The sequence below is a fragment of the Streptomyces nigrescens genome (genome assembly GCF_027626975.1).
GTDB classification, from domain to species: Bacteria; Actinomycetota; Actinomycetes; order Streptomycetales; family Streptomycetaceae; genus Streptomyces; species Streptomyces nigrescens.
Window position 1 is genome coordinate 9,060,342 of record NZ_CP114203.1, and the last position, 19,733, is coordinate 9,080,074.

A 19,733-nucleotide genomic window follows, 5' to 3' on the forward strand; every position below is an offset into this window, starting at 1 on the left:
ACCGCCCCGAGCGCTCGCGACCGGACTGCCGGTCCCACCGCTGGTTCGACGTCACCGCGTCCCCCATACGTCTCCAACACACGCACGTCGTGCCCCCGTTTCCGCAGGTTGTGGCCTCGGCCGATGATTTTGCGCCACCACCCGGGTCTTGCCGCAAGCCCCCCAGTGCGCTATAAGTTAAGAGTGGCAAGGAGAGAGATCTCCTTGCCTTTGCTTTTTGGCGTCCGCTGGAACCGACAAGCCTCTCGCTCGCGAAGCGGTGGCGCGCCGCGTACGGGTACGGGACGGCGGCCCAGGCAGCTGACCCGCCGCACCGGCCAGATCCTCCTCCTGCGCACCACTTACAGCGGCCGGCGCCGACGCCCGACCGATACGGAGTGGGAGTTCATCGGGCCGTACCTGCCGATCGGTGAGTACGGCCCGTACCCCGATCTGCTGCGGCAGCAGTTCGGGGGCGTGATCTGGCGGTTCAAGACCGGCGGGCAGTGGCGGGAGATGCCGCGGGAGTTCGGCGCCTGGTTGGCCGTCCACCACCGCTTCCGGCAGTGGCGCGACATCCCGTTTCGGTGGGGACGGTTCGGGGGGAACGGTTCGGGTGGTCGTCACGGGGCGCTCGCGGGCTGGGGCGTCCTGCCGGGGGCCGTTCCGCTTCCGAGGTGGGGAGGCGGGTAACCGGCCTGGTCCTACAGATGTGGCGGTCTCGGGGCTCGGGTCCCGCCCGCGCTCCGGCGAGGTGGGCGGGACGCGGTACCGCTCCGGACCGAGCCGCGGTGGTGGCGTGTCAGTGCCCGAGGGGGAAGCGGTGCAGGAGGTCTTGGCCCTCGGGGCCGGAGCCGGACTTGGCGGCCACGAACGCCGCGCCGTGCGCCACGTGAACGTGGTTGGTGTTGGCGCCGGTGGTCAGGCTGTCGACGGCGGTGCCCTTGTGGGGGTCGACGACCGTGACGGTGGCCGTGGTGCGATTGGCGACCAGGACCAGGCCCGAACGCGGATCGGTGGCCACGGACTTCGCGCCCGCCCCGGTCGGCACGGTCTTGGTGACGGCCCCCTTGCGCAGGTTGATCACCGAGACGGTGCCGGCGGCCTGGTCGGCGGAGTAGGCGGTGCGGCCGTCCTTGGACAGGGCTATCGAGAGCGGGTTGTCACCGGTCGGGATCAGGCGCGGGCTCTTGGCGCGTGGGGTGATCTCGATGATCCGGTCATTGGCGAAGTCGGTGGCGTAGGCGGTTCCGGTCCGTTCGTCGACCGCCATGCCGGCCGGGCTCGATCCGGCGAGCGTGACCCGCTTCTTCTCCTTGTAGGTGCGGGTGTCGAAGGCGACAGACGCTGCCGTCGGCGAAGCTGCTCGCCCAGGCCAGGTTGTGCTTCTCGTCGACGACGACCTCACGGGCATGGTTCGCGCCGGGCAGGCTGGCCAGGCGCTTCCCGGTGCGCTGGTTGTAGACGCCCACGGAGTTGTCGCGGGTGTTCGTCGTCCAGACGGTGTTGTGTTCGTCGTCGACGGCTATGCCGTACACGGCCTCGACTGCGCCGGTCTCCGGGTCGGTGACCGGCGGTCTGTACACCGCCTCGACCTTGAGGGTGTGCGGATCGAGCTTGACCAGGCTGGAGTTGGTGACCGGCGGTTCGCCCACGGAGGAGGTGGCCCAGAGCACGTGGTTTCGCTCGGAGTACGCGGTCTGGTACAGGCCCTTGGCAACAGGCGCGGAACTGGCTACCGAGCCGCACGGGTTCCCTGAGTGCGCGGTCGCGGTCGCGGTCGCGGTTCCGGTCAGGGTGAGAGTGCTGCCGGCGGCGAGGCTCACGGCGATTGCTGCAGTACGGCGTAGGCGGTGGGCGAGTGAGGTCATATGGCGTCAATCTCCTTCACAGAGGCGCCCCGCGGAGGGACCATGAGCCATTAACTTAGCTTAGGCTTGCCTAAGATTTTACTTCCGATGTGTGGCGGTCGCCCTAACCGAGCCGCCCGTCGTACGGGATGCCACCGGGGCGGCGCGCGGGTGCAACGTCCGGTGCGCCCTGCGGTGGTGGCGGGGCGAGGGCCTGTGCGGGCGAGCGGTGTGTGGAGAGGCCGGCGCAGTGATGGAGCGTGGTCGCGGGAGGCTGTTCCGGCGGCGACGTCTGACTGTCGCCCGGCCGGCGGCCTGCTCCGCCGGGCAGCCGGATCGTCCCGCTCTCCCGTTCGCGCGTCACAGGTGTGTAATACAGCGATCCGGGCAACAACGCCCAGGGCGCTACCGGCATCTCACCTCGCAGCAACGACATGAGGAGTTCAAGATGCTTCGTAAGCGCTTACGCCTGATCGCCGTGCCGGTCGCGGCCGTCACCCTGCCCCTGACCGTTGCCGGCTTCCAGGCCGATGCGGCCGCCGCGACGGCCCCGGGCGGCGCGGCACGGGCCGGCAAGGCAGCCGTGGCGACGGCCCCGTGCCTGGCCGATGCCACGACGCTGGTCGGCGACCTCGACGGCGACGGCCACCCGGACAAAATCAGCAACCCCGGCCTCACTGGCACCAGGATGACGATCCAGTGGGGGACCGCGAACGGCTCGTTCGGCACCAAGCACGCCGTCAGCGCCCTTCTCGGCGCGAAGAAGGGGGAGGTCGCGTCCGCCGCGGTCGCCGACTTCCAGCGCGACGGCACCCTGGACATGGTCGTCAACCTCGTCAAGCCGGCCGGTGGGGACGACCCCTCGACGGCGCGCGTCGCGGAGTACCGCCCCGGCCCCCTCAAGCGGTCGAACCTGGCCTCCACCAAGTCCCGGCACTCCGACATCGGCGACCACGGCGAGGTTCAGCAACTGCGGATCGCCAACTACGGCGGCGACGCGTACCCGGACCTTGCGATCCTCAACAACGCCGGTGACGGACAGCTGGACCGGGATGTGCGCCTGACGAAGCCGGGCAGCGGCCCGGGGAACTACGACTACGAACTGCAGCGGAAGTACGGCGAGTTCGGCACCACGCCGGAGCCGCCGACCATGCCCGGCGACGGCTGGAAGCACTTCTACAAGCCCTGTTCCTGACCACAACCGGGCGCCGACGGTCCTCCGGTCACCGGCGGCGCCCGGCACCGGAACCGATCTGAACAAGCGGGTGAAGGTGCCGTCTTTGGCCCTGGTCCGTCCCGTGAACTTCCACGAAGGTCCGAAAGAAGCGCCTTGGCCGTTGCGTTGAGCCCATCCGGAGCTTTGTTACCCCAGCGGGGTATCTCACCACCCGAACGGCCCATGCCCCGACGAGAGGAGCTGTTCCGGATGATGCGTCGAGTTCGTGTACTGCTGCTGACTGTTTTACTGCTGGGGACGGGCTCGGTGATGTCATCCGCGCCGGCCTCCGCCGTCATCGGCGGGTCGAAGAGCACCTACGGCCCGTGGGCGGTGCGCATGCTCGTCGACGGCAAACCGGCGTGCACCGGGACGGCGGTCGCACGCCAGTGGATCCTCAGCGCCTCGCACTGCTTCTTCGAGCAGGCGCAGCCGATCGCCGACAAACGGATCTCGTTCCGGGTCGGCAGCCTCGATGTGCGGAAGGGCACCACGGTCCATCCGGTGCCCGGCGGACGCGTGGGAAGCGCGCACGCCGACATGATGCTCATCAAGGTCCCGCCGATGACGGTCCACACGGCGCGTTTGGCCACGGCCCGTGCCGTCCCCGGCCAGGCCGTGCGGCAGTACGGGTGGGGCGCCACGTGCGACGGGGACGAAAACACCTGCCAGTCCCCGGTGCTCAAGCAGTCGGAACTCCGGGTCGTACGGCCGGACGACCCCCGATGTGCCGGCTACACCGCACCGGGCGGCTCGGACTTCTGCATGGAAAAGGTGTCCGGGATTCCCGCCGGCGGCGACTCCGGAGGCCCGGTTATGAGCATCGGCCCACGCGGCACCGAAACCCTCCTCGGCGTCTTTGACGGCTCCGACCGGGAGAAGATCGCCGAGGCAGGGGAGATCTCCCAGCAACTCGCCTGGATCCACTCGGTCACCCGGAAATAGCGCAGAGCACGGGCAGGAGCGGACGCAGCCGGCTGCCGCGACACACACAGAAGCCACACCGCGAGTCCGGCCAGGCGCAGTGCCAGACCGGCTCGCCGCCCTCCCTGGTCGAGCTCAGGCCGCTCGCAGGGAAGGAGACCCTGGAGACCATCGGGCCGCCCGACGGCCTCTGGCAGTGCGGGCAACTCCAGGTGCTGCGGGGATAGTCGGCCTCGCCGGTGATGAGGCGGCGCACGAGGGTCGTCAGGTGGTGCCTGGCCCGGCTGGCCGGCTTCTGGTCAGCCCTCCACTTCGGACAGCCGGATCGCCTCACCCGGCAGCACGGGTTCGCCCACGTCGACGGAGTGCAGGACATGGGCCAGGACCTCCGCGCCCCGGACCACCCTGGGGCCCGGCCGGTTGAAGTAGGCGGGCCCGTCGAGGACCCAGACGGCGTCGTTGCGCACGGCGGGCAGTTCGTTCCAGCCCGGCAGTTCGGTGAGCAGACTGCGCTCTTGCAGCGTCCGGTCGGGGCTGAAGCCGCAGGGCAGCACGAGGAGGACGTCGGGGCGCGCGGCGCGTACCGCACTCCACTCCATCGGCCTGGTGTGCTCGCCCGGCGCCGCGAGCAGCGGCGTGCCACCGGCGCAGGTGACCTGCTCCGGTACCCAGTGCCCCGCGGGCCAGAGCGGGTCGAGCCACTCGATGGCCACCACACGCGGCCGCGGGAGCCCGGCAGTCAGCCGCTCCACCGTTGCCAGGCGTGCGCGGAGCTGCTCCCGCCGCCGCTCGGCGCGTTCGCGTACGCCCAGCAGCGCGCCCACGGTGACCAGGCAGTCCAGTACATCGCCCAGGGTCCGCGGCTCCAGGCTGAGCACCTTGGTGTCGGCGTCCAGGACCCGGACGGCCTGGGAGACGTTGTTGTACGACACCGCGCAGACGTCGCAGAGGTCCTGTGTGAGGACCACGTCCGGAGTGAGGGCGGCGAGAGCCTGAGTGTCGAGGGTGTAGAGCGAGGAGCCCGCGTGGGAGGCGCCTCCCACCGCGTCGGAGATCTCCCGGCTGCTCAGGGTGTCCGCGGAGAACTCGGCAGCCGTGACGACGGGCACCCCGGCGACCGCCCCCGGCGGCCAGTCGCATTCGTGGGTGCGGCCCACCAGATCGGCGGTCAGACCGAGCTCGGCCACGAGGTCGGTGGCCGCCGGGAGCAGCGAGACGATGCGCATGTTCCGACCCTAGCCCCTTCCTGCGGCGGGGCAGGGTGGACTTACTAGGACGTCCAACTATGTGTTCGGGGGCAAGGCCCGCGGTGCAGGGAAGGCGGTGTGAATCCGGCGCGGTCCCGCCACTGTGACCGGGAAGTGTGCTCTTCGAGCAGGACAGGCCACTGACGGAGGAATCCGTCGGGAAGGCCGGGGAGTACGCGCTGATCCAGGAGTCAGGATACCGGCCGCGGGGTGTTCCGTGTTGTCCACGAGGATGGAGCAGACACGCATGGCACCGGTCCGTACCCACGACCCAGGTGATCCGGCGGAGCAAGCGGTGGCGCACGCCAACCCCTAGCTCCGCGACGGCTCTCGGCCTTCGCGTCCCACGGCCCGCCCGTACACACGCCCCACCGGGTGTTGTCTTCGGCCTGCCGTGCCATCCCCGGATCTCACCTGACGAGAGCAGGCTCTCATGGTCCGTGAACTGACACATTTCATCGGCGGCAAGCACGCACCGGGAACTTCAGGGCTCTTCGCCGACGTGCACGACCCCAATACCGGCCTGGTCCAGGCCCGTGTCCCGCCGGCCGGGCGGGCGGACACCGAACGGGCGATCGCCGACGCCGAGTCGGCACAGCAGGAGTGGGGCGAGTGGAATCCGCAGCGCCGCGCCCGGGTGCTGCTGATTCGGTGTGAGTCCTGTCGCCGGAGACAGGACGCACACCGAGCACGGTCCCGTCCGCTCAGCGGTGAGCGAAGTCCGGCGGGCGCTTGTCGACGAAGGCGAAGGTGATACGGACCTGGCGCTGTCGTCACCCGCAGCCTGACGGGCCCGGGAGCGCGTTGTTCCCTGAAGGGCGCAGCCAATCTTCACTGATGGCCGACGAACCCATGATGGCGAACGTGCAGATTGACGAAGCGGGCCTTGTCCTGGCGAAGGACCCGCATGCAGATGGGTCTTACTACTTCCCCCATCATGGCCAGGCGGCGGATGTTGAGTGCTGTTCTCTGTCCCTGGCCGAGGCGCTGCACGCGCGAATCCGGCCCGGCGGAACTGCTGAAACCGTGTTACGGAACTGGGCGACGGGCGGCCCGGTGAGGGCAGCTGCGCTCTGGGATGATCCGGCGGCAGCTGATCCGGTGCGGGTCAGGGCGGGCGCCGTCGTCATCCGCGACGAGCAGATGTTGCTCATCGGCTTCGAGGAGGAGGACGGACAACCGTTCTACGAGATCCCTGGCGGCGGAGTCGAGACCGGAGAGACGCTGCACGCAGCGGCGGTCAGAGAGCTGCGAGAGGAGTCTGGCCTAGCCGGAAGCGTGATCAAGGAGGTAGCCCGCGTCTGGAAGGACAATCGCCGTGAGCACTACTTCCTCCTAAAAGCCGAAGGCGAGATCGGCGCCCGTGAACAACTCGACAACTACGGCGGCACGCCGGTATGGGTCCCGATAGACCTGCTGCCCACAACCCCGGTCTGGCCGCGGCGACTTGCTTGGCGCATCGCCCACTGGCACACGGCAGGCTGGCCGACCCCGCCAGCCGAACTCGCCGACAGCATCCACGATCTACAAGCCGACTGCACTTGGTAAGTGGGCGCTGGAGCCTCTCAGCAATGTCAGGCCCGCATCTGCCACTACACACGAAGCGGCCACAGCCGATAGAACTGCAAGCACGTCGACGACCAGGCCGGAGACTGGCCAGAGCCACACGTGAGGCCCCCGCCCGAACTGGGTGGGGGCGCCTTGCGTTCTGCGCGCCAGAACTCCATCCGGGGCCGAGGGCGTCCACCTGGTTCAGTTCGAGCTACCTACTCCACCGCATACAGCAGGTTGTACTCAGCACCATCCGCCCTGAAGCGCAGACTGCGCTCACCAGGTGTATCCGTGATCCACTGCTCCCCGAGCCTGCCATCCCCGACTGTTCCGCCGACCTTCCCGAGGGAGACGGCAATCGTCCCCGTGAAGTCGCAGTCGTACTTGACGGTGTACATCCGGTCTCCCAGCACCGTCCCATTCCACACAGTGCCACGATTCTGGAGAACAAGCCTCGGCTCGTCGAAGCCGCTCCAGCCCTCAGTCGTGACGCACTTGAGCTTCTCCAGATAGAGCTTGGCCATACCGTCCCCTGTGAAGGATCCTTCTCGACACTTCACATCCTGCCGAGCCTCAATAAACGATCACTAAACGAATGGACGCGGTGTTCGCGGCGAAGGCGACACCCCGCCCGGGGAGGGTGGGGCGTCGCTGTAGCCCTCTCCAGAGTAGCCAGTGCGCCCGGCACCACCAGCCCCAAGGCTGACCAGCCACACCAACAACGCCGGCGATACAAGCAGCTGCAGGTGGTGGCTCGCGCGAACCTGGAGGCCGCGGCGGCCCAGTCTTCACACCTCGGAAGGTATCCCGATTGCACCCCCGAGACGGTCACATCTTCTGGGCGCATGAATGCTCCGGCATCGAGTGCCGGCCGGTCAGTCGACGGTCGGCCAGTCCCACCCCAGCTGCAGGAAGAGACCGAGCCGGTCGGAGACACCGCGGATCTCGCTGATCCGGCCGGCGGTGACGGTGAGGACAAAGATCGCCTCGTTCTCGAAGGCGCGGCCGGTCGGCACTGGCATCCGGGGGTGACTACCGGAGCTCACGCCGTTCTGGGTGATCCGGGCGACGACCTTGTCGCCCTCGGCGATCAGTTCGTCGATCCGTGCATGGTAGGGCGCCAGTGCCGAGAGCTGGGTGGCGATGGCTGCGAAGGCTGCGCCGGGCTCATCCGGTTCACCATGGATGACCTTGTTGTGGTCCACCACGTCCGCCGCCAGGTAGTCGCCCAGGTCGTCGATGCGGGCTTGGTTGAGCGCGGTGAAGAAGTCTGTGACGAGCTGCTTGTTCTCGTTGGTGAACATGCCCCAATCCTTTTCTTACATCGTAAGGCTTCGGCTGGGCCGCCACTCTTGCCTTACGATGTAAGAAAGTCAACTGGAGCTGTCGATAAATGGGAACGACCAGCAAGCGGGTGGGGCTCACTCGCGACAAGGTGCTGCGTGCGGCCATGGAAGTCGCCGACCGGGACGGCGTCGAGAAGCTGTCCATGCGCCGCCTGGGCGCTGAACTCGGCGTCGAGGCAATGACCCTCTACCACTACCTGCCCAACAAAGCCGCCCTACTTGACGGCCTGGTCGAGCTGGTGGTCTCAGCCGTGCGCCCCTCCTTCGACGGGCCGGCAGAAGAATGGCCACTGCGCCTGAAGGAGTTTGCCGCGACCTTCCGAGCTGAACTGCTTCGGCATACCGGGGTGATCGCGCTGGTAGCCACGCGCCCTGTCCGGTCCCCCGCAGCACTCCAGGCAGTTGAGGACACGGCAGCAGCGCTCGGGCACGCCGGGATCGCACCTGTCGAGGCCATGCGGATCGTCAACTCCGTCACCACACTGGTAATTGGGCACTGCCTTGCCGAAGCAGCTGACACCCCAGGGCACCCCGAGCAGCCCACCAACGATGCCTCTGCCCTAACCGCGTTCCCCACACTGTCCGAAGCGGTCGCGGGCGGACTCGGCACGCCAGCCGACCACCAGGCCCGCTTCGACCTCGCACTGGACGCCCTACTAGCCGGCCTCCGAGACGCCATCGCCAACACGACTCAGAAGTAGACGGCATGTCGGCTGGCGATTGAAAGGCATTCCGGGCCGGCTTGAGCAGGGTGCTTGGCCTTTGTCCAGAAGGAAGAACACCTCACAGTCCCGCATGGCCCGCACGGCGGCCAGAGTCACATGGTCCGGGTCCCCCGCGCCGAGTCCGATCACGAGGACCGTCGGCGGTCCTCACCGGCCATCTCGCGGGTCATGAGGACGCCGACCGGACTGATCCGTCGCACATACGGATGGAACGGGCCGGCCGGGATCGGGGCGGAGGTCCGGGCTGTCCGCGCCGGGCTCCGCCTCTTCGCCGGAGTCTCCCGGGTGCATGACCTGGATGTCGCGCAGCAGGCTGTCCACCACGTCGTCCAGGTCGAGGCGCTTCTCCACCGTATGCAGGTCGGTCAGCCCGGCGCGGAGGGTGACCCGGGGCGGTGCGAGGAGCTTGCAGCAGTCCTCGTCCGGCAGCACGGAGATCTCCGCGGTGCCGATGGACCGGGCTTCGTTGATGATCTCCTGCTTCTCCCAGCCGACCAGCGGCCGCAGCACCGGCAGGGTTGCCGCCTCGTCGACGGCGGCCATGTTCGCCAGAGTCTGACTGGCTACCTGCCCCAGGCTGTCGCCGGTCACCAGTGCCTCAGCCCGGGTCCGGTCCGCCAGCGCGGAAGCGGCGCGAACCATCAGCCGTCGCTGCGCGACGACCTGGAGCCGGCCGGCCCCCGCGATGGCCAGTTGCTTCTGTGCGTGGCCGAGCGCGATGACGTGCAGTCGCCCACCGGGCTGGTAGCGGTTGAGTTCACGGGCGAGGGCGTAAGCCTTGTAGACCGAAGCGGCGTTCGTGTACGGAGCGCCGGTGAAGTGCACGAAGTCGCAGCGCAGTCCGCGGCGCATCGCCCGGTAGGCCGCCACGGGCGAGTCGTAGCCGCCGGAGAGCAGTACCAGGGCGCGTCCGCTGGAGCCCACGGGCAGTCCGCCCGGCCCCTGGTGACGGGTCCAAGAGACGTAGCTCTCCTTGTGGTCGATCTCGACCGAGACCAGTACATCCGGGCTGGAGAGGTTCACCGGCAGGGGACCGAGGGCTTCCCGGATTCGGGCCCCGAGAAAGCGCTCGAACTGCGAGGAGGTCATCTCGAAGTTCTTGTTCCGCCGCTTGGCCCGCACGGCGAAACTGATTCCGGGCCGTTCCGCGCGAGCGGTGGCGAGCGCCTCCACGGCTGTCTCGGTGATGTCCGACACGGTGCTCGGAACGCGCAGGGCAGGCTCCACCGAGTTGAACCCGATCACCCGGCGGGCGCGCTCCACGAGGTCGTCCAACGGGACCTCGCCGCCGAGCACGGTGACGTTCTGGCCGGACTTGATCCATGTGGAACCGCCGATGCCGCGCAGGGCGCCGCGGAGGTTGTCGTGCAGCCGCTCGGTGAACAGGTGCCGGTTGCGGCCCTTGAGGAAGACCTCACCATGCTTGAGCAGGACACAGGTTCCGCTCGGGCGGGGCGCTCTGGGGGAGGGGCTGGAGGGAATGCTCGGTTCGCCGGGCACGAAACTCTCCTTCGCGAGTCGTCGTGAGGGCCGGCGCCGGGCCGCGAACGGGGTGCGGGCCCGCCCGCCCCCGCTCTGCGCAGGGCTGGGTGGAACACACCACTCGCTCAGCGGTCCCGCTGCCGGGACGCGTGAGTCCGTGCGCGGCGATACACCCCGCACGAGCAGTGGCAGGTCTTCGGACTCATGGGCACATCCCGAAGGACGGGACACCTACTGACCGTCGCTTCCCAGGTCCCATGCGGGCCCAGTGCTTCATGACGGCGGTCGTTCCCACTCACCGCTGCGAGGCAGTCCCGGACTCCCACCGGGTTCCCTCTTGCGACACCCCGTCTGGCGGACGGGGCGAACCAACTGCCGGTCCAGGGTAGACAAGGCGGCTCGCATTCCGTGAACCAGACCTTGATTCTGCACTTTGAGTCGGGATGGCTGATTCGAGACTCTGTCGGGTATAGGAACGATGCGTCATTCTGGGAGTAGTGATTGGTACTTCAACTGGCTTAGTGCGTACTGTGCTTGGGGGAGCCGGTGGCCTACGTTCCCATTCTCAAGGGCAAGGTGGGGGAGTTTCTGGCACTGGGACATGCGTCGACGGAGGTGCAGTCCCAGATACGCCCGGTGATGGAGGTCGTGCCCGACTGCGACGTTCGAGATCTTCTGGAGACCTTCTGTGATCGTGCCATGGACTACGTTCCGAATGGAATGGTCCTCACGGTCGATTGCGGAGCCCTGCCGGCAGTGCGGGTACTCAAGGGCGATGTGGGCGGTCCGATGGTGCGGGTAGGCGAGTCGCTCAGCCGGCGGCAGGTCGCGATGCGCCCGGTCTTCAGAGGCACTGATACCGACGAGACGCTCGCCGAGGTTCGTGCGGTGATGGCGTGGCATCAGCAGGGCGGTTGTCTACGCATCTCGTCGGCTCGTGACGCACAAGAACTGCGCCCGGACGATGAACGAGTCCGCGAGATTCTCCGAACACTCCACGCTGTCCCGGAGGAAATCGATCTGATCATTGACGCCGGACCCGTGCATTCTCGGGATAGAAGGGCGGCACTGACAGTTGAGGTGCTGGAAACTCTCCATCACATGGCGCGTTGGCCTTGGCGCCATGAGTGCGTGGCCGCCGGTGCCTTCCCGGTCAATCTGACGAACTTCCCACGTGGACGAGCAACGCCGGTAGCGAGGGAAGACGCGCTTCTCTGGAAGCAGGTTTGCGATCGGTGGCGTGGAAACATTCCTGATTTCGGCGACTTCGGTGTGACGCACCCGCGAATGCCGCTGCGGACTCGTGGGACTCCGCATCCCAACATGCGTTACACCACGGCGGCAGACTGGCAGGTCTTTGTCTATCCAAAGATCCGTCCCGGCAACGACGACTTCTTCACCCTCAGCCGTGACCTGGTCTCCTCGCCTCATTGGCCGTCCACCGGCGCGGGCACGTCGTGGGGAGATGCTCGTTTGCAGGACTGTGCGAAACGGCAGCGGGCGAAAGCAGGCGGCGGGACGGAGTGGCGAGCCTGGGCGACGTCGCATCATCTGGCCGTCGTGACGTCTCGGCTCACTGCTTTGGGCCGTCCCTGAACAGGCATGTAGTGGCCACCCGTGTGTGGGCGCCGCAATTGCGGCGCAGCCCCTGGGCGGCGAGCAGTCGGGCGTAGTCGTCCAGCCGGGCGTCCTGCATCCGCGGGCCGAGGTCCAGCTGCAGGTGCAGGCGTACGTCATTGACGTCGGCCAGTCGGGTCAGTCGGGGCGGAAGTCGTTGAGGTAGGCGCGGTCGTACCGATGGGACGGCAGGGCCGGTGGCCGAGGCACCCGGTGCGGACCGCAGCCCCCAACCCGCTGCTGCGTAACAGGAGTTCCAGCCCGTCTCGTGCGTCCCCAGGACACGCCGATGCCCGTGCTCGGACTTCGGTCAGCGCCTTGGCTGCGGTGAGTGGTGGTGGGACGGTAGGCACTGCCGAACGCGACGTAGATCCACTGTAGGATCCGCGGCCGCCCGTGTGGATACTGATCACCATGCGTACCGACTTCGACCCTGCTGCCATGTCCCGCAACGAGTTCTACAAGCTCCTGACCGCGGTGGTGGTGCCTCGGCCCATCGCCTGGGTCTCGACGATCAGCCCTGATTGTGCTTCTGCGAACCTGGCCCCGCACTCCTTCTTTACGATCGCCAGCGTCGCGCCGCCCGTTGTGCAGTTCACTTCCGTTGGACGCAAGGACACCTTGCGCAATATCGAGGCGACTGGACAATTCGTGGTGAACCTGGCGCCGGAGGGGCTCTTCGAGCAGATCAATGACACGGGTACGGATTTCCCGCACGGGGTGAGTGAGTTCGAGGCGGCCGGGGTCGGTTCTGAGCCGAGTCTGCGGGTCAAGCCGCCGCGGGTGGCGGCCTCGCCGGTGGCGTTGGAGTGCGAGGTGCACACCACGCTGGGAATCGGGGATTCCACCGTGGTGTTCGGGCGCGTGGTGCACGCGGTCGTGGCGCAGGACGTGCTGGTCGACGGGCACCCCGAAATCGCCAGGATGAAGCCCCTGTCACGGCTGGGGAAGGACGAGTGGGGGACGGTCGGCGACGTACGGGAGATCTCCCGTATTCGGCATGCGGACTGGCAGGGGCCGGCGGGCGTTCGGTAGGGAAAGGGCTGAAGAGCTGCCTGGAGGGGAGGCCGGGGTCGGGGCCGGGGAGGGGGCAGGCGAAGAGTTCGATCTCCAGGTCCCCGCGGAATCGTCCCCCGCGCATTTCGCGTTTCGCGGGCGTTTCATGTCGGTTTGCCCGTAGGTGACTTATGGTCACTGCGGGGCTCGAGGCTTTCGCATGATGGTTGTTGTTGCGAGGGTGGTTTCGGCTGTGGCTGTGGCTGTGGCCGTGGCTTCGGTTTCGGTGTCTGCCTGTGCGATGGATGACTGGAGTTGTTGTGACTGCTCTCGTGTCCGGGTGGAATGGATCACCTGTTTCCGCTGACTTCTCTGGCCCCTCTGCTGCCACCGGTTTCTCTGATTTCTCTGCTTCGGATGATTTCGCTGCTTCTCCGGTGTCCCGGGCATCCCTGGCGTCCCGGGTATCCCCGCCGCCCCTGGCGTCCTCTGTTCTCCCTGGTTCCTCGGGATCTGGTTCTGGTGCCGCGACTGCGTCGGTCAGCCGGCGGTTTTCCTTTCGGGTGGCGGCTGCTGCGGTGGTCGCCGGGCCGGTGGTGGCGGTGCACGGGCCGGGGACCGCGTACGCCGCGGACGGCGGGCGGGCGCTGCGGGTGATGACCTTCAACCTGCGGTACGCCTCGGATGTCCGGCCGCATTCCTGGGCCGAGCGCCGGCCCGTGATGCGTAGCTTGCTGCGGCATGAGGCCCCGCACCTGCTCGGGACGCAGGAAGGGCTGTACGGGCAGCTACGTGATGTCGCCGTGGATCTCGGACCGCATTACGACTGGGTGGGGACCGGGCGGGGCGGTGGGAGCAAGGATGAGTTCGCGGCCGTTTTCTATGATGCTCGGCGGCTCGCGCCGGTGGAGTACGACCATTTCTGGCTGTCCGATACGCCGTATCTGATCGGGTCGGCGACCTGGGGAAATACCGTTGTTCGGATGGTGACCTGGGTCCGATTCCGGGATATGCGTGCCGGTGGCGAGTTCTATGCCCTCAATACCCATCTCGATCATGCGAATCAGTACTCGCGTGAGCGCTCCGCCCGTCTGATCAATGAACGGCTGGGTGGGCTGGACCCTTCGCTGCCCCGGATCGTCATGGGCGACTTCAATGTCGCGGCGCACAAGAATTCCGTGTACGAGGCGATGCTCGACGGCGGCTCGCTCGTCGACAGCTGGGACACGGCCGACGAGCGCAGCAAGCAGTACGCCACCTTTCATGGGTACCGGCCGCTGGTGCCGGACGGGGACCGCGTCGATTGGGTCCTCACGTCGCCGGGGGTGCGTACGCGGCGCGCCACGATCAATACGTACTCCGCGCACGGTCAGTTTCCGAGCGATCACCTACCGGTTCAGGCGCTGCTCGATTGGTGAGCGTGAGCAGGCGATGATCGTGAGTCCGTGGCGCTGGTGCGTGGTGCCTGGTCCGAGGTGTGTGATGAGGGCGGCGGGGCCTGTGCAGGCGGAGCGGAGGCGGCTGGAGTGGTCGGTGTTTTGGGCCAGAGAGGGCGCACGGCGGGCTGACCCAGGGCTTGCCGTGGGAGGTCGGTGCCGGCGGATGCCGTCGCGGCTCAGGAGTGCGTGTGCTGACGGGCGGTGGAGCCACGGATCTGTAGGCCGTCGAGAAGGTCCTGGGTCGCGGCTGCCACGGCGTCCACGGCCTGGTCGAATACCTCGCGGTTGTGTGCGGCCGGGGCGCGGAATCCGGAGACCTTGCGGACGTACTGCAGGGCCGCGGCCCGGATGTCCTCGTCGGTGACCTCGGGGGTGGCGGGCGGGCGGAGGGTCTTGATGCTGCGGCACATGAGTCCAGTGTGCCTCGCGGTGCCGGAGTCAGCCGTCGAGTCCGGTCACCCGCATCGTGATGTTGAGGCGGCCGCCGGCCAGTCCGGATGCCGGGTCCCCGGTGCCCGGTCGGACCTTGGGGACGCCGTGGTAGGCGAAGCGGGACGGTCCGCCGAAGACGAAGAGGTCACCGGAGGCCAGCTCGATATCGGTGTACGGCTTGGTACGCGTCTCGGTGTTGCCGAACCGGAAGACGCAGGTGTCGCCGATGCTGAGCGAGACGACCGGCGCGCCGGAACGCTCCTCCTTGTCCTGATGCATACCGAGCTTCGCCTGGCCGTCGTAGAAGTTGATCAGTGCGGTGTCCGGTGTGTAGCCGTCGCCCGCGGCGGAGTCCTGATACGCCTCGACCAGCGCGCGGCGGCCCAACTCGACCATCCAGTCGGGGAATTCGGGCACCCGGGCGCCGTTCACATCGTCGGCGGTGCGGGTGTACGCGTACGGCTGCCAGTGCCAGCCGATGCACACCGTCTGGACGGACATCACGCCCCCGCGCGGCAGCTTGGTGTGCCGGATCGGGGCCGGACCGCGCGCCCAGTCACGGCACGCGGTGACCAGCTCGCGCTGCTGTGCCATGGTCAGCCAGCCGGGGACGTGGACGGCGCCGGGGGCGATTTCCTGGCGGCTGCCGGTACGGGCCCGGCTACGGTTTCCCGTGGGGGAGTGGAGGCCTCCGGATCCGCCGGATTCTCCCGCGCCGCCAGAGCCGTCCGGGCCTCCAGGCTCTCCGGAGACAACCGGTCGACCAGGCCCTTTGGCGCCATCGGGCTCCCCGAAGTCCTCGAAGCCGGGTAGTGGCGTGCTCATTGCTTTCCTGCCTCATCGCTAGCTGTCTACAGCGTGCCATGGGGTTGAAGCGGAGGTCTCCTACGGGCCGGTGGCTGCTGCGTGACCCAACCACGGTCGATGGCCCAGCTGCCGCCCTCCGCTGTGGCACCGCGCATGCCCTGCAGCGTTGCCGCGCCTGCCAGGGCTGGGACGCGGGAGTCGCCGAGTGCTGCGAAGCCATAGGTGCGGGCCGGGTCCCAGTCGGTGCTGTGACGTAGCCGGCGGCTCATCTGGGCCCAGCCGAGAGGCGCGGCGGCCACCACCCAGGCGTCCGGTTCCTCGGCGGTGAAGCGGTCGGCCGCCCGTAGCCAGGACGCGGCGGATTCCGGCCAGTCGACCATGGCGAGGACCGGCTGGCGGCCGATCTCCCGCCATGCTTCGACGAACGCTTCCGCGGACGAACGCGACGCGGTGTCCCGGCTGTGCCCGACGACCACCGTGGTGATCCGAACACCGGGGGCGGTCAACAGGCCGAGGAGGGTGGCGAGTTCCGCATCGGAGTGTGGGGCGGGGGAGGGGAGGCGGCCGTAGGCGGCCACCTCGGCTCGGGGAATGAGGGGCGAGGTCATTGGGGAGGGATTCCGGGCTCGGCCGGGCTCAAATAAGGGTGGGTTGGAGGGCGCCCTCGTGTGTGAGCAGCGCGATCTTGCGTTCGACGCCCGCCGCGTAGCCGCGCATCGTCCCGTCCGCGCCGATCACGCGATGGCAGGGGCGCAGGATCAGCAGCGGGTTTGCGCCGACCGCGGCCCCCAGAGCCCGTACGTCGCCCCGCGGCACTCCGGCCACATCGGCGAGTCGGCCGTAGGTGGTCGTTGTGCCGTACGGAATCGCCTCCAGGGCTCGCCAGACGCGCTCCTGGAATTCCGTACCTGCAGTGCGGAACGCCAGCTCGAAGCGGGTGCGCTCACCGGCGAAGTAGGCGCGGAGCTGGCGCACGGCCTCAGCGAAGGGGCCGGGGTCGCGCCGCCAGTGCGGCTGTACGGTGACACCCCGCTGCTGCGGCATGGAGAGGGAGGCCAGGGCGGTGCCGCCGGGGGCGGTGGCCGATTCCTCGCCGACGAGCAACAGCTCGCCCAGGGGGCTGTCGAAAGTGGTGTAGATGGTGGTGACAGTGGTCGTCTCGGGGGAGATCATGGCGCGTCCTCGTTTGTGTCGCTGCTTTCACTCTTTGAGTCTGCGGGGGCGGGGGCGCGTCGGCTGGCGGAAATCGGACGTCATGGTTCCGTGCTCGCTTGGTAGTGGGTGGGGGCGGGTGGCGCCAGTGGTCGGTGGTTCGGCGGGCAGGAGTTGCCCGGGCGGTCAGGTGACCGTCAGCGATAGGCCTTAGCGTCGCCTGCTCGGCTTCCTGCTGCGGGGGTTCCACCGGGAAATGGATCGGACTCAGCAGGTACTGAGCGCGCTCGGGGCTCGGTCGGTTGGACAGCCTCGGCGCGATGGCCGCGCGCAGCGCGCAGCTCAGCGATCAGTTCGTCGAGCTCTGCCGGGCTGAGGCAGAGCGCATGCTGTTGGTACCCCACCTGGTCAGCTACCTGGTTGGCTACCGGGTCGACCTCTTCCCTCAGTCACATCATCCAGGGACCCCGCCGCCCACCAGCAGCTCGTTGTGGCGGTAGACGGTGGCCTTGGAGGCTTCGGGAATCCGGGGCGCAGAGCTGATCGGTGGTCAGCAGCCTTCCTCCGCCCATGGCATGAACGATCCGCAGCCGGATGGGGTGGCCGAGCAGCTCCAGAGAATCCACGCCCAAACTTTCTCATAGCTGCTACCTTTCTCAAATATGCGAATAGATGAAGTGAAGGTGCTGAAGGTGCTGGAGGCGGCGCAGGGGTTGGCCGCGCTGCTGCGGGCGGAGCGCTTCGCCGAGATGGTGGAGTTGTTCGCGCCACCGCTGCGCGCTGCGGTCTCCGCGGATGCGTTGCGGCTCGCGTGGGCGGCGGAGTTGGCCGGACGGGGCAAGGTCAGGGAGATCGGGGAGCCGGTGAGCGCGGCCGGTGAGGGCGAAGCGGTTCGTGTGCGTATCCCGGTGAGGTGCGCCGACGGCAACTTCACCGTGGTCACGTCGGTTGGCGGTGATGGCCTGCTGCACGGCCTGCGGCTCGATCCGGACGGCGGTGTGGAGTGGCAGCCGCCGCACTACGCGGAACCGACCCGGTTCATTGAGCGAGACATCCTGCTTGGTACCGGGCCGCTCGCCGTGCCCGGAACGCTGAGCCTGCCCGTCGGTCCCGGACCGTGGCCCGCTGTGGTGCTGCTCAGCGGCGGCGGCGCGTTCGACCGGGACGAGAGCTGCGGCCCGAACAAGCCGCTCAAGGACCTCGCTTGGGGGCTCGCCTCCCGGCGTGTGGCCGTGTTGCGTTTCGACAAGATCACCTTCACGCGGCCTGACCGTCTGCCATCGGACTTCACCATGACCGACGAGTACCTGCCGCATGCGCTCGCCGCTGTGCGGCTGCTCCGGCAGCAGCCCGAGGTGGACGCGGACCGCATCCACCTCCTCGGCCACAGCATGGGCGGCAAAGTGGCACCCCGGGTCGCGGCCGCCGACCCGTCGATCGCCGGCCTGGTCCTGCTCGCAGCGGACGCGCAGCCGATGCACGAGGCCGCCGTCCGGGTGGCCCGCTATCTCACCGCGCTTGCACCCCACCCGAGCGCGGACGAGGCTGTGACGGCGCTCGTCCGGCAGGCCGCGCTGGTAGCGGGCCCCGAACTCACACCTGACACGCCGTCGGAGCTGCTGCCGCTTGGACTCTCCGCCGCCTACTGGCTCGATCTTCGTGCCTACGATCCGGTGGCCACGGCATCCGGTCTGGCCTGCCCGATGCTGATTCTGCAGGGCGGGCGGGACTATCAGGTGACCGTCGCCGACGACCTGACGCGCTGGCGGGGTGCCCTGGCAGACCGCCCCGACGTGGCGATCCGGATCCACCCGGACGCCAACCACCTTTTCTTTACCGGTCGGGGTCGGCCCACCCCGGCCGAGTACACGCGGCCAGGGCACGTCGACTCTGCGGTAGTAGATGAGATCGCCACCTGGCTGGCGCGACGGTAGGTGAAGGGTCCCCTTGGGACGGCAGGGAGGCGGGGATCCCACGGATGCCGAGGGGGAACGGCTGAGGCCGCTCCTGCCGGTGAGCAACGGGAGGCGTGGGCTTTGGCGAGATCATCGGCAGGTGATCGGCGGGATCCTCCACCGGGTGCGGACCGAACCGCTGCACCGCCGAACTGCCGGACCGCCCGAACCGCCACACAGGTGGGCCCCCGCCGCTGATGCCGTCGACCGTATTCGACGGCGCGTGAACAGGGGCGGGGCGCTGCTCACTGCCAGGCTTGGGAGGGTCGGGCCGTCGGTCGGGCCTTACCCATCGCTCCCATCGCGCTCAGGAGCGATAGTGCTCGACGATCTGCGTCGCGATGCCGCCCTAGACCCGGTGCCCCGTACCTCGACAGATTTCATCTTGGCCGCCTTCTCCAGCTGGGCCTCGGTACACGGGGAAGTGCCGTAGCCGTTTCTGTCCGCGGTGACATTGCCGTTCGAGGCGCAATTCCCGGCGGCACCTATGGCCTTGGTCTGCGTTCCGACGTAGTAGGCCTGGTCGGTGCCGGAGGCCGGGGCCACGGTCAGTTTTCCGGGGGCCAGGTGCTTGAGAACGCCGTTCAAGGTGCCGTTCACCCCCTTGCCCTGGGACGCCGCGCCGGAACCGGCCGTTGAGCCGGAGCCCGAACCAGCACCGCCCGTGTCGCTGCTCCCGCCGTTCGCCCCTGCGCTGCTCCCGCCGCTCTTGCCTTCAGCGGACTTCTTCGGGGCCTGTGCCGCACCGCCCTTGGAATCCGGGTTGTGGCAATGGCCTTGCCATCGAGCGGTCGCCCTTGGGCTCGGCGTACGCACCGCTCGGCGAGCGGTACATGCATCAGCTTGATCGCGCACGATGCCGAACGGCTAGCGCACCACCAACGCGGCCTTCAGCTCTGCTCATTCACCTGAAACGGGGGCGGGGGAGAAGCGCGAGCTGGAGTGGAAGCAGGAGCCGGCGCAGAACCATGAGCCGGCTCCGGAGAGGGGACGTGGTGGGTGTTGTTCCGGTGTG

Annotated in this window: 17 protein-coding genes, 4 pseudogenes and 2 riboswitches; of the genes and pseudogenes, 11 read left to right on the plus strand and 10 right to left on the minus strand. The window is 68.3% G+C overall.

Going from position 1 to position 19,733, the window contains the following annotated elements; all coding sequences use genetic code 11:
* Nucleotides 1-330: 330 nt before the first annotated feature.
* A pseudogene (locus STRNI_RS39085) lies at nucleotides 331-555 on the plus strand (transposase); the annotation flags it as partial.
* A 226-nt stretch (nucleotides 556-781) separates the two neighbouring features.
* Here STRNI_RS39085 and STRNI_RS39090 read toward each other — a convergent pair.
* A pseudogene (locus STRNI_RS39090) lies at nucleotides 782-1,850 on the minus strand (YncE family protein).
* A gap of 427 nt (nucleotides 1,851-2,277) precedes the next feature.
* On the opposite strand from STRNI_RS39090, the gene STRNI_RS39095 reads away from it, so the two are divergent.
* Together STRNI_RS39095 and STRNI_RS39100 are read left to right on the plus strand one after the other, a co-directional pair.
* Nucleotides 2,278-3,024 (plus strand): FG-GAP repeat domain-containing protein, encoded by a 747-nt coding sequence (locus STRNI_RS39095; RefSeq protein WP_159491678.1) that lies wholly within the window; start codon nucleotides 2,278-2,280, stop codon nucleotides 3,022-3,024.
* A 231-nt stretch (nucleotides 3,025-3,255) separates the two neighbouring features.
* The gene (locus STRNI_RS39100) at nucleotides 3,256-3,990 is read left to right on the plus strand and encodes a S1 family peptidase (protein ID WP_277412990.1); all 735 of its coding nucleotides are present in this window, start codon (nucleotides 3,256-3,258) and stop codon (nucleotides 3,988-3,990) included.
* A gap of 278 nt (nucleotides 3,991-4,268) precedes the next feature.
* Here STRNI_RS39100 and STRNI_RS39105 read toward each other — a convergent pair whose 3' ends face one another.
* The gene (locus tag STRNI_RS39105) at nucleotides 4,269-5,195 is read right to left on the minus strand and encodes a cobalamin-binding protein (RefSeq protein WP_277412991.1); all 927 of its coding nucleotides are present in this window, start codon (nucleotides 5,193-5,195) and stop codon (nucleotides 4,269-4,271) included.
* 64 nt (nucleotides 5,196-5,259) lie between these two features.
* A riboswitch (cobalamin riboswitch) is annotated at nucleotides 5,260-5,438 on the plus strand.
* A 211-nt stretch (nucleotides 5,439-5,649) separates the two neighbouring features.
* On the opposite strand from STRNI_RS39105, the pseudogene STRNI_RS39110 reads away from it, so the two are divergent.
* Nucleotides 5,650-5,862, plus strand: a pseudogene (locus tag STRNI_RS39110) (aldehyde dehydrogenase family protein); the annotation flags it as partial.
* Nucleotides 5,863-6,053: 191 nt separating this feature from the next.
* Nucleotides 6,054-6,764 (plus strand): NUDIX domain-containing protein, encoded by a 711-nt coding sequence (locus STRNI_RS39115; protein WP_277412992.1) that lies wholly within the window; start codon nucleotides 6,054-6,056, stop codon nucleotides 6,762-6,764.
* 218 nt (nucleotides 6,765-6,982) lie between these two features.
* On the opposite strand, the gene STRNI_RS39120 is transcribed toward STRNI_RS39115, so the two are convergent.
* Entirely contained in the window at nucleotides 6,983-7,291 is a 309-nt protein-coding gene (locus STRNI_RS39120; RefSeq protein ID WP_277412993.1) for a hypothetical protein, read from the minus strand.
* Between the two features lie 351 nt (nucleotides 7,292-7,642).
* Complete coding sequence (locus STRNI_RS39125; RefSeq protein ID WP_159491686.1) at nucleotides 7,643-8,071, minus strand: ester cyclase; 429 nt, start codon at nucleotides 8,069-8,071, stop codon at nucleotides 7,643-7,645.
* A gap of 89 nt (nucleotides 8,072-8,160) precedes the next feature.
* Here STRNI_RS39125 and STRNI_RS39130 point away from each other — a divergent pair, with 89 nt between their 5' ends.
* Entirely contained in the window at nucleotides 8,161-8,814 is a 654-nt protein-coding gene (locus STRNI_RS39130; protein ID WP_277412994.1) for a TetR/AcrR family transcriptional regulator C-terminal domain-containing protein, read from the plus strand.
* Between the two features lie 54 nt (nucleotides 8,815-8,868).
* Here STRNI_RS39130 and STRNI_RS39135 read toward each other — a convergent pair.
* Nucleotides 8,869-8,967 (minus strand): annotated as a pseudogene (locus tag STRNI_RS39135) (SAM-dependent methyltransferase); the annotation flags it as partial.
* A gap of 18 nt (nucleotides 8,968-8,985) precedes the next feature.
* Nucleotides 8,986-10,338, minus strand: a complete 1,353-nt coding sequence (gene thiI / locus STRNI_RS39140) for a tRNA uracil 4-sulfurtransferase ThiI (protein WP_159491692.1) — start codon at nucleotides 10,336-10,338, stop codon at nucleotides 8,986-8,988.
* A 152-nt stretch (nucleotides 10,339-10,490) separates the two neighbouring features.
* Nucleotides 10,491-10,709, minus strand: a riboswitch (cobalamin riboswitch).
* A 157-nt stretch (nucleotides 10,710-10,866) separates the two neighbouring features.
* On the opposite strand from thiI, the gene STRNI_RS39145 reads away from it, so the two are divergent.
* From STRNI_RS39145 to STRNI_RS39160, 4 genes are all read left to right on the plus strand, one after another.
* Nucleotides 10,867-11,916: a beta family protein gene (locus STRNI_RS39145; RefSeq protein WP_277412995.1), complete on the plus strand. Its 1,050-nt coding sequence runs from the start codon at nucleotides 10,867-10,869 to the stop codon at nucleotides 11,914-11,916.
* A gap of 25 nt (nucleotides 11,917-11,941) precedes the next feature.
* Entirely contained in the window at nucleotides 11,942-12,103 is a 162-nt protein-coding gene (locus STRNI_RS39150; RefSeq protein ID WP_159491696.1) for a hypothetical protein, read from the plus strand.
* A gap of 248 nt (nucleotides 12,104-12,351) precedes the next feature.
* The gene (locus tag STRNI_RS39155; protein ID WP_109895853.1) at nucleotides 12,352-12,972 is read left to right on the plus strand and encodes a flavin reductase family protein; all 621 of its coding nucleotides are present in this window, start codon (nucleotides 12,352-12,354) and stop codon (nucleotides 12,970-12,972) included.
* 524 nt (nucleotides 12,973-13,496) lie between these two features.
* Nucleotides 13,497-14,351, plus strand: coding sequence for an endonuclease/exonuclease/phosphatase family protein (locus tag STRNI_RS39160; protein ID WP_277412996.1), 855 nt, complete (start codon nucleotides 13,497-13,499; stop codon nucleotides 14,349-14,351).
* Nucleotides 14,352-14,548: 197 nt separating this feature from the next.
* Here the strand turns inward: STRNI_RS39160 and STRNI_RS39165 are convergent, their stop codons facing one another.
* Genes STRNI_RS39165 through STRNI_RS39180 form a run of 4 tightly spaced genes read right to left on the minus strand, consistent with a single transcriptional unit; the run spans nucleotide 14,549 to nucleotide 16,784 of the window.
* Entirely contained in the window at nucleotides 14,549-14,782 is a 234-nt protein-coding gene (locus tag STRNI_RS39165; protein ID WP_277412997.1) for a DUF2277 domain-containing protein, read from the minus strand.
* Nucleotides 14,783-14,810: 28 nt separating this feature from the next.
* Nucleotides 14,811-15,629: an alpha-ketoglutarate-dependent dioxygenase AlkB family protein gene (locus STRNI_RS39170; protein ID WP_381845166.1), complete on the minus strand. Its 819-nt coding sequence runs from the start codon at nucleotides 15,627-15,629 to the stop codon at nucleotides 14,811-14,813.
* 26 nt (nucleotides 15,630-15,655) lie between these two features.
* On the minus strand, nucleotides 15,656-16,219 hold the full coding sequence (locus STRNI_RS39175; protein WP_274733005.1) for a type 1 periplasmic-binding domain-containing protein: 564 nt from the start codon (nucleotides 16,217-16,219) through the stop codon (nucleotides 15,656-15,658).
* 28 nt (nucleotides 16,220-16,247) lie between these two features.
* Nucleotides 16,248-16,784, minus strand: a complete 537-nt coding sequence (locus STRNI_RS39180) for a methylated-DNA--[protein]-cysteine S-methyltransferase (RefSeq protein WP_274733004.1) — start codon at nucleotides 16,782-16,784, stop codon at nucleotides 16,248-16,250.
* Between the two features lie 656 nt (nucleotides 16,785-17,440).
* On the opposite strand from STRNI_RS39180, the gene STRNI_RS39185 reads away from it, so the two are divergent.
* Entirely contained in the window at nucleotides 17,441-18,697 is a 1,257-nt protein-coding gene (locus STRNI_RS39185) for an alpha/beta hydrolase family protein (RefSeq protein ID WP_277412998.1), read from the plus strand.
* Nucleotides 18,698-19,733 lie beyond the last annotated feature (1,036 nt).

Coding starts and splice junctions, on each gene's coding strand:
- STRNI_RS39095 (WP_159491678.1), top strand. CDS start 2,278: ATGCTTCGTAAGCGCTTACGCCTGATCGCCGTGCCGGTCGCGGCCGTC.
- STRNI_RS39100 (WP_277412990.1), top strand. CDS start 3,256: ATGATGCGTCGAGTTCGTGTACTGCTGCTGACTGTTTTACTGCTGGGG.
- STRNI_RS39105 (WP_277412991.1), bottom strand. CDS start 5,195: ATGCGCATCGTCTCGCTGCTCCCGGCGGCCACCGACCTCGTGGCCGAG.
- STRNI_RS39115 (WP_277412992.1), top strand. CDS start 6,054: ATGGCCGACGAACCCATGATGGCGAACGTGCAGATTGACGAAGCGGGC.
- STRNI_RS39120 (WP_277412993.1), bottom strand. CDS start 7,291: ATGGCCAAGCTCTATCTGGAGAAGCTCAAGTGCGTCACGACTGAGGGC.
- STRNI_RS39125 (WP_159491686.1), bottom strand. CDS start 8,071: ATGTTCACCAACGAGAACAAGCAGCTCGTCACAGACTTCTTCACCGCG.
- STRNI_RS39130 (WP_277412994.1), top strand. CDS start 8,161: ATGGGAACGACCAGCAAGCGGGTGGGGCTCACTCGCGACAAGGTGCTG.
- STRNI_RS39155 (WP_109895853.1), top strand. CDS start 12,352: ATGCGTACCGACTTCGACCCTGCTGCCATGTCCCGCAACGAGTTCTAC.
- STRNI_RS39165 (WP_277412997.1), bottom strand. CDS start 14,782: ATGTGCCGCAGCATCAAGACCCTCCGCCCGCCCGCCACCCCCGAGGTC.
- STRNI_RS39170 (WP_381845166.1), bottom strand. CDS start 15,629: ATGAGCACGCCACTACCCGGCTTCGAGGACTTCGGGGAGCCCGATGGC.
- STRNI_RS39175 (WP_274733005.1), bottom strand. CDS start 16,219: ATGACCTCGCCCCTCATTCCCCGAGCCGAGGTGGCCGCCTACGGCCGC.
- STRNI_RS39180 (WP_274733004.1), bottom strand. CDS start 16,784: ATGATCTCCCCCGAGACGACCACTGTCACCACCATCTACACCACTTTC.